The sequence below is a fragment of the Flavobacterium shii genome, from assembly GCF_025847235.1.
GTDB lineage: Bacteria > Bacteroidota > Bacteroidia > Flavobacteriales > Flavobacteriaceae > Flavobacterium > Flavobacterium shii.
Window position 1 is genome coordinate 64,005 of sequence record NZ_JAOZEW010000015.1, and the last position, 14,917, is coordinate 78,921.

Below are 14,917 nucleotides of genomic sequence, written 5' to 3' on the forward strand. Positions count from 1 at the left end.
TAAGTAGAATAACAAAAAATAAATAAAAATTTAGTAAAATGTCAAAAGTAAAATTAGGAATAAACGGATTTGGAAGAATTGGAAGAATCGTTTTCAGAGAGTCTTTCAACAGAGATAATGTAGAAGTTGTAGCAATCAATGATTTATTAGATGTTGATCACTTAGCTTATTTATTAAAATATGATTCAGTTCACGGTCGTTTCAACGGAACTGTTGAGGTAAAAGAAGGACAACTTTATGTAAACGGAAACCATATCCGTGTAACTGCAGAAAGAGAACCAGCTAACCTTAAATGGAACGAAGTTAATGTTGATGTAGTTGCTGAGTGTACAGGTTTCTTTACAACTATCGAAACTGCAAATGCTCACATCACTGGTGGTGCTAAAAAAGTAATTATTTCTGCTCCATCTGCAGATGCTCCAATGTTTGTAATGGGTGTAAACCACGAAACAGCAAAAGCTTCAGATACTGTAGTTTCTAATGCTTCTTGTACTACAAACTGTTTAGCTCCATTAGCTAAAGTTATCCATGATAATTTTGAAATCGTTGAAGCTTTGATGACAACTGTTCACGCAACAACTTCAACTCAAATGACAACCGATGGTCCTTCTAGAAAAGACTGGAGAGGTGGTCGTGCAGCAAGTTTAAACATTATTCCTTCATCTACAGGTGCGGCAAAAGCTGTTGGAAAAGTTATCCCATCTTTGAACGGAAAATTAACAGGTATGTCTATGCGTGTTCCTACTGCTGATGTTTCTGTAGTAGATTTAACTGTAAAAGTAGCTAAAGAAACTTCTTATGAAGAAATTATGGCTGTTTTGAAAAAAGCATCTGAAACTACAATGAAAGGTATCTTAGGATATACTGAAGATTTAGTAGTATCTCAAGATTTTATCTCTGATCCTAGAACTTCTATCGTAGATGTTCATGCTGGAATCGGATTAAATTCTACATTCTTTAAAATAGTATCTTGGTATGATAATGAGTATGGATACTCAAGCAAATTAATTGATTTATCTGTGCATATCGCAGGTCTTAAATAATTTTATATACATTTACAAAATCCCGTTATTTTAAAGATAACGGGATTTTATTATTTTGTTTGATTCTTAATGGTGTAGTTGTTACACTTATAATGTAAGAGGAGAACTAAACCAAAAACTAAATAAAATAAAATGAAATTAATAGTTGATAGTGGATCTACTAAAGCAGATTGGATAGCAATTGATGATAATGGCAAGATATTATTCACAACACAAACATTGGGATTAAACCCTGAAATTCTTAATGGAGATGAAATCGTTACTCGGTTAAATGACCGTTTTGATATTTTGCAAAATAAAAATACAGCTACACATTTGTTCTTTTACGGAGCAGGTTGTGGTACAGATAGAATGAAGATCACACTATCGCAAATTTTTCAAGAATACTTCACCAATGCAATTGTAGACGTTCATGAAGATACTTATGCTGCAGTATATGCTACTACTCCAAAAGGAGAAGAAGCTATTGTTAGTATTTTAGGTACAGGATCTAATTGCAGCTATTTTGATGGTAAGGAATTACATCAAAAAGTGCAATCATTAGGTTATATTGCAATGGATGATTGTAGTGGCAATGTTTTTGGAAAAGAATTGATTAGAAAATATTACTTTAATAAAATGCCTCAGGATTTGGCTGTTGAATTTGCAAAAGAATACAACATGGATCCGGATTTTATTAAAAACAAATTATATAAAGAGCCAAATCCAAATGCATATTTGGCAACTTTTGCTAAGTTCTTAATCAAACATAAAGATTCAGAATTTTGCAGAAAAATCATCTTCAAAGGGATGAAATCGTTTGTTAAAAATTACATTAAACAATTTGATAATTGTAAAGAAGTTCCAGTTCATTTTGTAGGTTCTATAGCTTATTATTTAAAAGAGGAGTTACAAGAAACTTTTGATAAATATGAATTACAGTTAGGTAACGTTTTAAGACGTCCTATTGATGGACTTATTGCATATCATATATCTAATAAATAAATGAAATTTATGGAGATTGCTATTATAGCCCACGATGGTAAGAAAGCAGACATGGTTCAGTTTTTAAATAAAAACAAAACCCTCTTACTTCAGGATAATATTAAGCTCATTGCAACAGGAACTACAGGTAGTAAAGCAATTAATGCAGGTTTTAAAGTACGAAAAATGCTTTCTGGACCTATGGGAGGAGATGCTCAAATTGCTGCCAGAGTTGCTGAGGGTAAAACACAGATGGTTTTCTTTTTTAAAGACCCACTTGCGAGTCATGCCCATGAGGTCGATATTAATATGTTAATTCGGGTTTGTGATGTACATAATGTTCCATTGGCGACTAATGAAGCCTCTGCTCAATTATTATTAAATGCTATTGCATTGCAATTATAGAAAATCTCACATTATAAAATATATACTAAAAGCTGTTTCATTATTTGAAGCAGCTTTTTTTCTTTAAAACAAAATCATCGTTATACATCTTTGAGATTAAAAGGTTTTTGTTGTAAGTGTTTATATGTCAGTATTTTATATATGTTTGTCCTCTTTTTTGCGTAAATTTGAGGTTAAATTTATTGTTAATTCATGAAAAAATATATGGTTATTGCGATTATTGCTCATGATAATAAAAAAGCAGATATGGTTCAGTTTTTAATTAAAAACAGAATCGTTTTACAAAAGGAAAAAGTGAAACTTATTTCAACTGGAATATTAGGAAGGAATGCCGAGAATTCTGGATTTAAAGTAATCAAAATGCTACCTTGTTCTATGGGGGGAGATGCTCAAATAGCTTCGAGAGTGGCAGAAGGAAAGATTCAACTTGTTCTGTTTTTTAAAGACCCATTAGCGAGTCACGCACATGAAGTTGATATTAATATGCTTATTCGTGTTTGTGATGTGCATAATGTGCCGTTGGCATCTAATGAAGCTTCGGCACAATTATTACTAAATGCTATCGAACAGCAATTATAGAGATTTCTACATTTACATTTTTAGGTAAACAAGCAACTTGAACGGTTTCACGTGCCGGAGCAGTTTTTTCATCAAAATACGATCCGTATACTCCATTTATAGCAGCGAAATTTTCCATGTCCATAATGAAAATAGTAGCTTTAACTACACTCTCAAATGTCATTTCGGCGGCCTCTAGAATTGCAGCAATGTTTTGCATTACTTGTTTTGTTTCGTCAAGGATGTTATCTGTAATTAATTCTCCCGATTGAGGATTAATAGCGATTTGACCAGATGCGTAAAGCGTATCATTTTTTAAAACAGCTTGGCTGTATGGACCAATAGGAGCTGGTGCATTTTGAGTAAATATGATTTTTTTCATGATTATATCAATTTAAATTAAACTTAGTTTGTTTGTAATTTAATAAAGGAGAATATTTTACCTATTCAATGTACTTCTTTTGTTCCATTTGATATCGCTAAGAACTCCTGATTTAATTCCGATAAAGAAATTCCAGTTTGAATTTGTTCCCAGAGGCGTCCAGTTAAAATCCATTCTCCAGCTTAATAAATCTCTTTCAAAACGGATTTGTGTAAAAGTGACCCCTTTTTGAACAAAATCATACCCTGTAGATACTCCACCTTTCCATCTAGGAGTGATATCCATATTGGCAGAAACCATTATGGAGTTTCCGATAATTTTATTTTCTCTGGCTGCATTTCCATAAGTCAGGGAGTAGGCTAGGGTCATGTCCCAAGGTAATTTGGCATTAAAGAATTCGGTTATTGCATTGTCATCTTCCTCTGAACCATCAAACTGACTTTTTCTTTGATCATTTAAATCGGTATTTGTTCCAAATAAATCATCTTCACGTCCACCGTTTCTTTCGCTTTGCTTGTTTTCTGTTTTCTTTTTATTCTTTTCTTTATTCGAAATGGAATAATTCAACGTCATATTGGCGCTTGTCATTCGGAATAAACTTCCTCCATTGTCAATGTTAAAAGTATTTATTTGTCTACCCGAATTGTCAATTGCATATGGATTTAAAGTAGCTCCAAAATTCACATTCATTTTGTTGTTAAGCAATTGTGTTCCTCCACTTACCCTTACTGGTTGCCATGCAAACGATGTAATCCCGTCGGCATTGAAATTATAACTAGTAGAGAAGTTTAAATTGTTAAGCAACATTATTTTTTTAGGCTCAGTCTTTGTGCTGTCTTTATCGGTAACTTTTGCTTCGAATGTATTGCTTAAGTCAAAACCAACAATGTTTGAATTACTGCTACCTGGAGCACCAAATATTCCACCTTCAAAACGGCTGTATTGTTTTATTATAGTACCAGTTGCATCGGCAGCATAAGTGTCGTAATATTTGTCAAAACTTGGCGTATATCCATAAGTAACAGATGGGCGCATGACGTGACGTATCGATTTTATTTTCTTGTCTTCTCCAAAATTAAACGTACCATATATAGTAGTACCAAGGCTAGAACTAAAAGAGTAGGTTCTATAGGCATCAAATCCATTTACAACTTTGTCTACTACTTTGCTTTGTTCTGCACTATAAGATCTTTCAATAGTCTTTGTTTGCCACACTTCCTGATAATTTGCACTAGTAGTTGCACTGAAGTATTTGAATAGTTTGAAATTCGTACTAATTGGAATGCTGTGTCTGGCTCCAATTTTGGCATCATTAAACATTTGTGGTTTGAAAAATAAAGAGTCGGTAGTCACGATACTATTTTTACCACTTAGGTTATATTGAAAGTTGATGTTTTTAATGAATCCTTTTTTTACTCCATTTTTACCTAAGAATGGGTATATCCTATCTACACTGGCTTCCAGCGTAGGAAGAGTCATATTGATAACTTCAGTTTGTGTGTTCTGGGAGTGTGTAGCTGTTAACGATGTGCGTATTTGTGGTAATGTATTAAAGTTTTTACTGTAAGAAACAGATGAACTTAATGTGTTATTTAAGCTAGATCCAATATTTGCCTGATTTATGGATTGCTTAAAATATTTACTACTACCAAGGTTGACCGAAGCAGAGAAACTGGAATTAGGACTTGATTTAGTGTCTTTGGAGTGGGACCATTGGATATTGTATATGTTTTGCTTTGCATAATCAGGATATCCTCTTTCGCTCGTTATCAAATTTTCAAAACGAATATTTACGTTACCTCTATATTTATATCTTTCTGCGTAAGCAGATTCAAATCGCATGGCATAACTTCCATTTGTGTAGTAATCTCCAAGAACCGTCAGGTCATAATTATCGCTTAAAGCAAAATAATAACCCATGTTTTGTAGTGAAAATCCTCTTGTGTTTGAGTCATTATAACTTGGAAGAATAATTCCTGAGACACTTTTTTCGTTAGTCATTGGGAAATAAGCAAACGGTAACGCGATTGGTGTAGGTACATCGGCAATTACCATATTGGTTAAACCGGTAATTACTTTTTTACCAGGAATGAATTTAACCTTGCTTGTCTGGAAATAGTATTCGGGATTATCAACGTCTTTTGCAGTTGTAAATCGTGCTCCTTTTAAGAAATAAACAGAATCATTTTCTTTTTTGGTTACACTTGCTTTTATTCGAAACTCTCCTTGTTCGGATCTTGAATTCCAAATTAAAGCTTTTTTAGTTTTAAAATTAAAACGAATAGAATCGGGTTCAACGGCACTCGCACCTTGCTTAAAATTTGGATATTGTGTGTAAACCCCGGCAGAATCTTTAAGTCGACCAGCATAAACTTCATTTTTTTCGTAATCTAGAACAATGATACCGGATTTTAATTCGACATCTTGATAATATAATTCAGCTTCATTATATAAGGTAATGAGTTTACGCTTTTGATCAATTTTAGCATAATCCTTGGCTTTGTATTTTACTTTACCATCCAAAAAAGCTTTTTTCGGTTTAATACTATCTATCTTTATAGTGTCAATAGGTTTAGTTTGTAAGCTATCTGACTGTTTACTAGCAGGTGTAGCTTTCTTTTTTTTTGTTGTATCTTGTGAGTATACATTACCGCATCCTAATGTTAGGAAAAATGATAATAAAACGATATTAAATAAGTTTGTATGCAAAGGTTTAAATACTATTTTTGTAAAAATATGGCTTGTTTTTTGACATGTCAAACTTACATATAATTTTTTGTCAAAAATAATCAATTGAAAAAATTATAACAGTTGTGTTTTATTAAAATTAACTTTTAAATTTATGAATATATTTAGCAAAATTAGAGAATTATTTATTTTTTTTCTAACTCTAATGTCATTTTGTGCTTATAGTCAATCAAACGTTTTTAAAGTAACTCTTGATGCTGGTCATGGTGATCACGATTTTGGAGCAGTTTATAGCGGGCGCATTGAAAAAAACATTGCATTAGCAATAGTTTTAAAAGTTGGAAAAATATTAGAATCTTATCCTAATGTTGATGTTATTTATACTCGAAAAACAGATGTCTTTATAGATTTGGTCGAAAGAGCCAATATTGCCAATAGAGCCAACTCTAATATTTTTGTATCAATACATTGTAATGCAAATAAAAATACTGCAGCTTTCGGTACAGAAACCTATGTAATGGGTATGAATAAAATTGCTTCGAATCTTGAGGCGGCCAAAAAAGAGAACTCCGTTATTACATTGGAGAAGGATTACAAACGTAAATACGAAGGTTTTGATCCTAATTCGCCAGAGTCTATGATCGGAATGACTTTAATGCAAGAAGAATATTTAGATTATAGTATTGCATTAGCAAGTAAAATAGAGGAAGCTTTTGATGTTCTTGGGAAAAAATTGCGTCATGGTGGGGTTAAACAAGCTCCTTTCATGGTACTTCATAAAGCATATATGCCAAGGGTTTTGGTAGAAACAGGTTTTATTTCTAATCCAACAGAAGGAGATCTTTTAAATTCTGAAGCAGGACAGAATGAATGTGCAAAAGCCATTGCCGATGCGATCATTAGTTATAAAAAAGAATATTTTGGTACAGGTACTGCCGATCCATCAGATGAAAAGCCATCTGTAAAGATGATCGAAAAAGCAGTGAAAGATTCTACTCCTGTAAAAAATGTAAATACTGCACCTACTCAAAAAACAACTGTAAAACCTAATCTTGCCGGATCTATATATAAGGTACAACTTTTGGCAAGTATTAAGAAAACTGGTTTAGCGCCTTCTAACTTTAAAGGATTAAGCGGAGTTTCTATGGTTTATGAAAATAATGTGTATAAATATACATACCAGCAAACAGCTGATTATAATCAAGCAAAAAAATATTTGCAAGAAGCTAAAGATAAAGGATTTGAGTCGGCCTTTCTTGTCGCATTTAAAAATGGAGAAAAAATTAGTATCCAAGACTCGCTTAAATAATAATAACAAGTTCAATATTTTTATATTAAATTTGTACAAACACTTACAATTTTGAAACTAACAAGAGAAATTAAAACGGCTATTTTAGTCATTGCATCAATTTTATTATTTATCTGGGGATATAGCTTTTTAAAAGGCAAAGATATCTTTACAAATTACAAAACATTTTATGTTGAATATGATAATGTAGAAGGATTAGCTACATCTGCGCCTGTTACCTTAAACGGATTGGTGATAGGTAAAATTAACGGTATAAAAATTAACGAAGCTACAGGGAAACTACTAGTTGAGTTACAATTAAAAACTGATTTTCCTATTTCTAAATCTAGTGTAGCATCTATTTATGAGCCAGGATTAATAGGAGGAAAGCAAATAGCGATTTATCCTAACTTTAATGATAAAGAGCCTGCTGAAGATGGGCAAATACTAAAAGGTAATATCCGATTAGGATTAACTGCAAGCTTGGGAGATAAATTGGCTCCGGTACAAGATAAAATAGAGAAGATGTTGGTTAATGTTGATAAGTTGGTTACAGGATTAAATAATATTCTGGATCAAAAAGGACAAGCCGATTTAAAAAAGAGCTTAGCAGAATTGAGTCAGACTATGGAGCAATTTCATAAAGCATCGACTAGTGTTAACTCAATTTTAGATAATAATAAAACTCAACTTCATAGTATTGTAACAGATTTTAATAAAGTATCTGGGAACTTTTCTAAAATATCTGATTCTTTAAATAAAGCGGATTTAGGTAAAACAGTTAGAAATTTAAACCAAACATTAGCAAAAGTTGATGGTATAATGAGTGGATTAAGTTCAGGAAAAGGCACTATGGGTAAATTATTAAAAGACGAAGCACTTTATAGTAATCTGCAGGCTACTTCTAAAGAATTGGAGTTGTTGTTACAAGATGTACGTTTGTCGCCAACACGTTATGTAAATGTTTCTCTTTTTGGAAAGAAAAACAAACCATATGTGGCACCAGTTAATGATTCGGTTTCTAAAAAATAAACTTCAGTTATGAGTTATTTAGATAATATTTTATTTGCAATCCTTTTAATTATTGGTTTTGGATTTTTTGCGTCAAGTGTAAAAAAAATCATTCGAAACATTAATTTGGGAGCTGATGTAAATCGTAAAGATAATCCCAAGGCACGCTGGAAAAACATGGCGATGATTGCTCTGGGACAATCCAAAATGGTAAAACGACCTGTTGCAGGAGTTTTACATATTATCATTTATGTTGGTTTTATTATCATAAATATCGAATTGCTTGAAATTATTATTGATGGATTATTTGGTACACATAGAGTTTTTGCACCATATCTGGGTCCAGTATATGATGTGCTTATAGGTTCTTTCGAAATTTTAGCATTGTTGGTTCTGGTGGCAGTGTCTGTTTTTTGGATCAGAAGAAATATTGTTCGATTGAAGCGTTTTATAAATCCAGATTTAAATGGATTTCCAAAAAGTGATGCGAATTACATTTTATATTTTGAAGTAGTTTTAATGACTTTGTTCTTGTTGATGAATGCATCCGATTTGCATTTACAAAATGTTCCCGGAGGATTTTCGCATTTTCATAAAGCAGGAAGCTTTCCTGTAAGTCAGTTTATAGCCCCTATTTTTAATGGATTGTCAAATGAGTTGGTAATGTTGCTATCAGAGATATTCTGGTGGTTGCATATTACGGGTATTTTGATCTTTATGAACTACCTGTATTTCTCTAAACATCTGCATATCCTATTGGCTTTTCCAAATACGTATTTTGCCAATTTGAACCCGGAAGGTCAATTTGATAATCTGGAATCGGTTACAAAAGAAGTGAAATTAATGATGGATCCTAATGCTGATCCTTTTGCGACAGCACCACCAGCAGATGAAAACGCTGCACATGTTAAATTTGGAGCAAGTGATGTTCAGGATTTAAACTGGGTTCAGTTATTAAATGCCTATACTTGTACAGAATGTGGTCGTTGTACTTCATCCTGCCCGGCCAATCAAACAGGGAAAAAATTGTCTCCTCGTAAGATTATGATGGATACAAGAGACAGATTAGAAGAAGTTGGAAAAAATATAGATACCAATAAAGGGGTGTTTATTCCGGATAATAAGTCATTATTGAACGATTATATCACTCCCGAAGAGTTGTGGGCATGTACTTCGTGTAATGCATGTGTAGAGGAATGTCCGGTAAATATTAGTCCATTATCTATTATTATGGATATGCGTCGTTATTTGGTTATGGAACAAAGTGCAGCACCAATGCCTTTAAATGCAATGATGACGAATATTGAAAATAATGGTGCGCCTTGGCAATATAGCCAACAAGATAGATTGAACTGGAAGAATGAGAATTAAAGAAGTTGCTACTTAGGTATTTGATGATTGTCACCACGAATAAATTATAGATTTTAGATTTCAGGTTAAAACATGAAACTTTAAACTTTAAACAAAATAGAGAGAAATGTCAGAAAGTTTAGTTGTGCCAACAATGGCAGAGATGCTAGCTCAAGGAAAGCAACCAGAAGTTTTATTTTGGGTAGGTTGTGCAGGAAGTTTTGATGATAGAGCAAAGAAAATTACAAAAGCATTTGTACGAATATTAAATCGTGCCAATGTTCCTTTTGCAGTACTTGGTACAGAAGAGAGTTGTACTGGTGATCCTGCTAAACGTGCTGGAAATGAATTTTTGTTTCAGATGCAAGCAATGATGAATATTGAGGTTCTGAATGCTTATGAAGCAAAAAAAATAGTTACAGCTTGTCCGCATTGTTTTAATACTTTGAAGAATGAGTATCCTGAACTTGGCGGAAAATATGAAGTTGTGCATCATACGGAATTCCTAAAATCTCTGCTTGATGATGGTAGATTAACCATTGAAGGTGGGCAGTTTAAAGGAAAGCGAATTACATTTCATGATCCGTGTTATTTAGGAAGAGCCAATAAAATATATGAAGCCCCAAGAGAATTAATCGAGAAACTTGATATCGAGTTGGTCGAAATGAAACGCTCTAAGGCAAATGGTTTATGTTGTGGTGCTGGTGGTGCGCAAATGTTTAAAGATGCAGAGCCAGGTAACAAAGAAGTTAATATCGAAAGAACCGAGGACGCTCTTGAAACTAAACCAGATATAATTGCTGCTGCATGCCCGTTTTGCAACACAATGTTAACTGATGGTATTAAAAATAAAGAAAAAGAAACTGAGACTAAAGTAATGGATATTGCCGAGTTAATCGCCAATGCACAGGATTTGTGAGCTAAGAATCAGAGTTTTAAAAAAAAAAAGGTTCAAAGGAGCAAAGGTTTTTTGAGGTTGTGAGTTAATAAGGTTTTAAGTTTTTTAATCTGAAATCTTACGTTCAAAATTTTCAATAATCTGGAATCTAAAATCAACAGTCTAAAATAAAAAATTAAAATGTATATTCCTTTTGAAAATTTACCCGGCGAATCAAGAATCTGGATTTACCAATCCAACAGAAAGTTCTCGGATGAAGAATTTTCTGAAATCGAAACTGCTCTGCAAGGATTCTTAGAATCTTGGGCAGCACACGGAACTAGTTTAGAATCTGCTTATCAGCTTAAATACAACCGATTTATAATTATTGCTGTAAATCAGGATGTGCAGGCTGCAACAGGATGTTCTATTGATTCATCGGTAGAATTTATTCAAAGTCTAGAGAAAAAGTATAATGTTGACTTACTTGATAAGATGAATGTTACTTTTAAACTAGGGGAACATATTGCTCATAAACCATTAATTGATTTCAAGAAAATGGTAAAAGATAAAGCTGTTACAGAGAATACAATTGTATTTAATAATCTGGTAAATAATATCGAAGAATTTAATGAATCTTGGGAAGTTCCTGCTGGCGATAGCTGGCATAGTAGATTTTTTTAAATCATTATTATTGATGAAATACGGAAGGCACAAAATTATATTTTGTGCCTTTTTTTGTGCTTGTTGAGGATTGATAAATACGAATGAATGGTAAACCTAACAGGTTTTTAAAACCTGTTAGGTTTAGTGAGTAGTCATAGTTTTATTGTTTAGGGTATCTTTCTTACGGGTAATGTTGTTACGCCGAGGGATGAAAATGTATACTAGTAGCTCTGTAATCTTTGTCTCTGTGTCTGAGATGTGCTGTTGTATGCCTCTACGGAAAACCTTTGCACCTTTGTATCTTAGTTCCGAAGTTTCGGGATAGAAGCTTAGAACTTCAGAACCTTTTTTTCTGAAAAATCTAACATTCTAAAATTTTAATTCAACGCTAATTTTGAGTACTTTCGTAAGACTAAAATTAATACATGAAAATAGCAATAGTTTGTTATCCTACTTTTGGTGGGAGCGGGGTCGTAGCAACAGAACTAGGCCTTGAATTAGCAAGACGCGGTCACGAAATACACTTTATAACTTATAGTCAGCCAGTTCGGTTGGCGCTTTTGAATCCTAATGTACATTATCACGAAGTAAACGTTCCGGAATATCCTTTGTTTCATTACCAGCCGTATGAATTGGCTTTATCCAGCAAATTGGTCGATATGGTGAAATTATATAAGATAGAGTTACTCCATGTTCATTATGCGATTCCTCATGCGTATGCAGGCTATATGGCGAAGCAAATGCTTAAAAATGAAGGAATTCATCTCCCGATGATTACTACGCTGCACGGAACGGATATTACCTTGGTTGGGAATCACCCGTTTTATAAACCTGCAGTAACTTTTAGTATCAATAAATCGGATTATGTGACTTCGGTTTCACAGAGTTTAAAAGATGATACCTTGAAATTGTTCAATATTAAAAATAAAATTAAGGTAATACCTAATTTTATAGAATTGGATAAGGTTAAGAAAGATCCGGATGCTCCTTGCCATCGTTACGTTATGGCTAAGGAAAATGAGCGTATTGTTACTCATATCAGTAATTTTAGAAAAGTAAAACGCATTCCGGATATTATTAAGATTTTTTATAATATCCAAAAAGAAATACCTGCAAAATTAATGATGGTTGGTGATGGACCTGAAAAGGAAAAAGCCGAAATTTTGTGTCAGGAGTTAGGTATTTATGATAAAGTAATTTTCTTTGGGAATAGTAATGAGATAGATAAAATCTTGTGTTTTACAGATTTATTTTTGTTGCCATCCGAAACCGAAAGTTTTGGTCTCGCTGCACTTGAAGCGATGTCATGTGGAGTTCCTGTAATATCAAGTAATTCGGGCGGTTTGCCAGAAGTGAATTTCGATGGATATTCTGGATACCTAAGTGATGTTGGTAATGTTGAAGAAATGGCTGTAAATGCTCTTAAAATCCTTAAGGATGATGCGACTCTAAATGTATTTAAAGCTAATGCACTTGAGGTTGCTAAGAAATTTGACATTAAGAATATATTGCCTAAGTATGAGGCATTATACCAAAAAGCAATTAACGATTATAAAGATCACAAAGGAGTACATTAAGCTATTAATTTAATAAAAGTTACCAAATGAAAAAATTGATGTTCTTGTTCGTTTCATTATTTGCAATTTCTTGTGGAACAACCAAAACTGTAGATAAAAGTACCAATTTATACGAAGTCCTGACGCAACAAAGTGATGGAGGTGGGAATATTCGTTTTTTTGAAATCCTAAGCGAACCTAATGAAATCAAGATGTTGACGAGTGATGAGTCTTTAAAAGGTAAAATAAAAGAAGACGATATTCATAAGGCAAATTTTATTGTCTTGAATATGGGGGAGAAAAATACTGGTGGTTATTCTATAGGAGTTGAAAAAGTAGAAGAAACGGATAAAAATATAATTATTACAGTAAAAGAGACGGCTCCTAATCCTAGTGATATGGTAATGCAAGTGATAACTTATCCTTATGCTGTTGTAAAGATAAACTCGAAGAAAGAAATTATAATCAAATAAAAATATCCTGTCATTTTAAATGACAGGATATTTTTTTATAAATACATTTTATTAGAACTTGAATTTGATCCCTAATCCGATATCAATTCCAAAATCATCATAATTATAATATCCTGATCCTATTTCTGGTCTTGCGTCCAGTGACAGTAAAATAGGTACGTCTTTAAAGCCGTATTCTATACCAATATCTCCTGCTGCAAATACAAAGGTACCATTATCTCTATAGCCATTATAGTCATGACTCCAGCTACCGATACCGCCACCAACACCTGCATACCAATTAAAACCTTGGTCAATGTTCCATACCCATTGGTAAAGTCCTGTTAGTTTAAAGGCATCAACATTGTCGTTATTTCTCCAGCCCAAATCGGCTTCAATTCTATGGTTATCGTTTAATGCTCTTTGGTAGGATATCTCTCCTCCAAATCCGTGGTTGCCTCCTAAACGTAAACCTAATGCGTTTTTAGAAATGTCTTGTGCTTGTGTCGTAAATACTAATCCTAGTAACATAATGGCCGACAGAATTATTTTTTTCATAAGTAACTATTTATTTAGACAAAGTTATTGGATAAATAAAATGTTAAAATTATATGAGCACTCTTAAATGTTTCATAATTCACATTTTAACTTATGATTATATCTGTGACGATCGGGGAGGAATACCGTTATTTAGGAATGAATCGAGATGTAATTAATTGAGCGCTTAAGTTGTCTTCCATTTCAAAAAGATTTTCTTCTTCGGAGTAATCCATTTGAGAATAGTGAAATAATTTCCAACGTTTTTTATGGTATTCTAATGCAGTTAAGTTTTCAATCCAGTCTCCGGAATTTAGATAAAGTGTTGATCCGTTTTTGTTTTCTTTTTTTTCAATTTTTGGCTCATGAATGTGCCCGCAAATTACGTAGTCATATTTTTTTTCGATAGCTAAATCGGTCGCAGTTGTTTCAAAATCTGAAATATGCTTGACGGCTTTTTTTACACTGGCTTTTATTTTTTTGGAAAATGAATAAGGTTCTTTTCCTATTTTTGATAAGCACCAGTTTATAAAACGATTAGTCAAAATAAGATAATCATAACCTAATCCTCCTAATTTGGCTATCCATTTGGAATGTTGTACAGAGGCATCAAATACGTCTCCATGAAAAATCCAAGCTCTTTTATTGTCTAATTCTAAAATTAATTTGTCTACCAAAGCAAAACTTCCCATTGTCATCTCGCTAAACTTTCTTAGAATTTCATCGTGATTTCCTGTCACATAATACACTTTGGTTCCTTTGGATGCGAAGCCAATAATTTTTTGGATTACCTTTAAATGAGACTTTGGGAAATATGATCTTCGAAATTGCCATGCGTCAATTATGTCTCCATTTAATACTAGTATTTTTGGTTTAATGCTTGATAGGTAGTTGCTTAACTCTTTGGCGTGACTTCCATAAGTTCCTAGGTGAACATCTGATATTACAACAACTTCAACATTTCTTTTTTTCAATTGTTTTTGATTTGGGTTTTTACAAAATTAAAGAATATGTTATCTATTTACTTTTAATAAATAGTTATCAATTGTTCTTCAATTTTAAGAAATCATGATGATAATACATCTTAACCTTTAGATAATAATACCAATTTTAAATTTTTTAATTTAATTCATAAAACTTA

The 14,917-nt window shown here is 32.8% G+C and carries 15 protein-coding genes; 11 read left to right on the forward strand and 4 right to left on the reverse strand.

Going from position 1 to position 14,917, the window contains the following annotated elements; genetic code table 11:
* Nucleotides 1-38: 38 nt before the first annotated feature.
* The 4 genes from gap (at nucleotide 39) to OIU83_RS14450 (ending at nucleotide 2,990) form a co-directional block, all read left to right on the forward strand.
* Nucleotides 39-1,043 carry a type I glyceraldehyde-3-phosphate dehydrogenase gene (gene gap / locus OIU83_RS14435; protein ID WP_264206975.1) on the forward strand — a complete coding sequence of 335 codons (1,005 nt, stop codon included), beginning with the start codon at nucleotides 39-41 and terminating at the stop codon, nucleotides 1,041-1,043.
* 132 nt (nucleotides 1,044-1,175) lie between these two features.
* Nucleotides 1,176-2,027: an N-acetylglucosamine kinase gene (locus tag OIU83_RS14440; protein ID WP_264206976.1), complete on the forward strand. Its 852-nt coding sequence runs from the start codon at nucleotides 1,176-1,178 to the stop codon at nucleotides 2,025-2,027.
* Between the two features lie 9 nt (nucleotides 2,028-2,036).
* A complete protein-coding gene (locus tag OIU83_RS14445) occupies nucleotides 2,037-2,411 on the forward strand; it encodes a methylglyoxal synthase (RefSeq protein ID WP_264207047.1) in 375 nt (124 codons plus the stop codon).
* A gap of 204 nt (nucleotides 2,412-2,615) precedes the next feature.
* Entirely contained in the window at nucleotides 2,616-2,990 is a 375-nt protein-coding gene (locus OIU83_RS14450; protein ID WP_264207048.1) for a methylglyoxal synthase, read from the forward strand.
* Here the strand turns inward: OIU83_RS14450 and OIU83_RS14455 are convergent.
* Together OIU83_RS14455 and OIU83_RS14460 are read right to left on the reverse strand one after the other, a co-directional pair.
* Complete coding sequence (locus OIU83_RS14455) at nucleotides 2,971-3,351, reverse strand: RidA family protein (protein WP_264206977.1); 381 nt, start codon at nucleotides 3,349-3,351, stop codon at nucleotides 2,971-2,973. The genes OIU83_RS14450 and OIU83_RS14455 overlap by 20 nt on opposite strands.
* Before the next feature lie 57 nt (nucleotides 3,352-3,408).
* Complete coding sequence (locus tag OIU83_RS14460) at nucleotides 3,409-6,111, reverse strand: putative LPS assembly protein LptD (protein WP_264206978.1); 2,703 nt, start codon at nucleotides 6,109-6,111, stop codon at nucleotides 3,409-3,411.
* A gap of 82 nt (nucleotides 6,112-6,193) precedes the next feature.
* On the opposite strand from OIU83_RS14460, the gene OIU83_RS14465 reads away from it, so the two are divergent.
* The 7 genes from OIU83_RS14465 (at nucleotide 6,194) to OIU83_RS14495 (ending at nucleotide 13,260) form a co-directional block, all read left to right on the forward strand.
* On the forward strand, nucleotides 6,194-7,348 hold the full coding sequence (locus OIU83_RS14465) for an N-acetylmuramoyl-L-alanine amidase family protein (RefSeq protein WP_264206979.1): 1,155 nt from the start codon (nucleotides 6,194-6,196) through the stop codon (nucleotides 7,346-7,348).
* A 51-nt stretch (nucleotides 7,349-7,399) separates the two neighbouring features.
* Nucleotides 7,400-8,359 (forward strand): MlaD family protein, encoded by a 960-nt coding sequence (locus OIU83_RS14470; protein ID WP_264206980.1) that lies wholly within the window; start codon nucleotides 7,400-7,402, stop codon nucleotides 8,357-8,359.
* A 9-nt stretch (nucleotides 8,360-8,368) separates the two neighbouring features.
* Nucleotides 8,369-9,709, forward strand: a complete 1,341-nt coding sequence (locus tag OIU83_RS14475; RefSeq protein ID WP_264206981.1) for a (Fe-S)-binding protein — start codon at nucleotides 8,369-8,371, stop codon at nucleotides 9,707-9,709.
* A 106-nt stretch (nucleotides 9,710-9,815) separates the two neighbouring features.
* Complete coding sequence (locus OIU83_RS14480; protein WP_264206982.1) at nucleotides 9,816-10,607, forward strand: (Fe-S)-binding protein; 792 nt, start codon at nucleotides 9,816-9,818, stop codon at nucleotides 10,605-10,607.
* A gap of 159 nt (nucleotides 10,608-10,766) precedes the next feature.
* On the forward strand, nucleotides 10,767-11,249 hold the full coding sequence (locus OIU83_RS14485) for an ABC transporter ATPase (protein ID WP_264206983.1): 483 nt from the start codon (nucleotides 10,767-10,769) through the stop codon (nucleotides 11,247-11,249).
* A 407-nt stretch (nucleotides 11,250-11,656) separates the two neighbouring features.
* Nucleotides 11,657-12,808 (forward strand): N-acetyl-alpha-D-glucosaminyl L-malate synthase BshA, encoded by a 1,152-nt coding sequence (gene bshA / locus OIU83_RS14490; protein ID WP_264206984.1) that lies wholly within the window; start codon nucleotides 11,657-11,659, stop codon nucleotides 12,806-12,808.
* A 26-nt stretch (nucleotides 12,809-12,834) separates the two neighbouring features.
* The gene (locus tag OIU83_RS14495; RefSeq protein WP_264206985.1) at nucleotides 12,835-13,260 is read left to right on the forward strand and encodes a protease complex subunit PrcB family protein; all 426 of its coding nucleotides are present in this window, start codon (nucleotides 12,835-12,837) and stop codon (nucleotides 13,258-13,260) included.
* A 51-nt stretch (nucleotides 13,261-13,311) separates the two neighbouring features.
* Here OIU83_RS14495 and OIU83_RS14500 read toward each other — a convergent pair whose 3' ends face one another.
* Nucleotides 13,312-13,797 carry a hypothetical protein gene (locus OIU83_RS14500; RefSeq protein ID WP_264206986.1) on the reverse strand — a complete coding sequence of 162 codons (486 nt, stop codon included), beginning with the start codon at nucleotides 13,795-13,797 and terminating at the stop codon, nucleotides 13,312-13,314.
* A 128-nt stretch (nucleotides 13,798-13,925) separates the two neighbouring features.
* Entirely contained in the window at nucleotides 13,926-14,750 is an 825-nt protein-coding gene (locus tag OIU83_RS14505) for a UDP-2,3-diacylglucosamine diphosphatase (protein WP_264206987.1), read from the reverse strand.
* Nucleotides 14,751-14,917: the final 167 nt, after the last annotated feature.

Excerpts from the sequence above, each read along its gene's own strand:
- OIU83_RS14440 (WP_264206976.1), top strand. The coding sequence starts at position 1,176 with ATGAAATTAATAGTTGATAGTGGATCTACTAAAGCAGATTGGATAGCA.
- OIU83_RS14485 (WP_264206983.1), top strand. The coding sequence starts at position 10,767 with ATGTATATTCCTTTTGAAAATTTACCCGGCGAATCAAGAATCTGGATT.
- OIU83_RS14455 (WP_264206977.1), bottom strand. The coding sequence starts at position 3,351 with ATGAAAAAAATCATATTTACTCAAAATGCACCAGCTCCTATTGGTCCA.
- gap (WP_264206975.1), top strand. The coding sequence starts at position 39 with ATGTCAAAAGTAAAATTAGGAATAAACGGATTTGGAAGAATTGGAAGA.
- OIU83_RS14450 (WP_264207048.1), top strand. The coding sequence starts at position 2,616 with ATGGTTATTGCGATTATTGCTCATGATAATAAAAAAGCAGATATGGTT.
- OIU83_RS14465 (WP_264206979.1), top strand. The coding sequence starts at position 6,194 with ATGAATATATTTAGCAAAATTAGAGAATTATTTATTTTTTTTCTAACT.
- bshA (WP_264206984.1), top strand. The coding sequence starts at position 11,657 with ATGAAAATAGCAATAGTTTGTTATCCTACTTTTGGTGGGAGCGGGGTC.
- OIU83_RS14495 (WP_264206985.1), top strand. The coding sequence starts at position 12,835 with ATGAAAAAATTGATGTTCTTGTTCGTTTCATTATTTGCAATTTCTTGT.
- OIU83_RS14475 (WP_264206981.1), top strand. The coding sequence starts at position 8,369 with ATGAGTTATTTAGATAATATTTTATTTGCAATCCTTTTAATTATTGGT.
- OIU83_RS14480 (WP_264206982.1), top strand. The coding sequence starts at position 9,816 with ATGTCAGAAAGTTTAGTTGTGCCAACAATGGCAGAGATGCTAGCTCAA.
- OIU83_RS14500 (WP_264206986.1), bottom strand. The coding sequence starts at position 13,797 with ATGAAAAAAATAATTCTGTCGGCCATTATGTTACTAGGATTAGTATTT.
- OIU83_RS14445 (WP_264207047.1), top strand. The coding sequence starts at position 2,037 with ATGGAGATTGCTATTATAGCCCACGATGGTAAGAAAGCAGACATGGTT.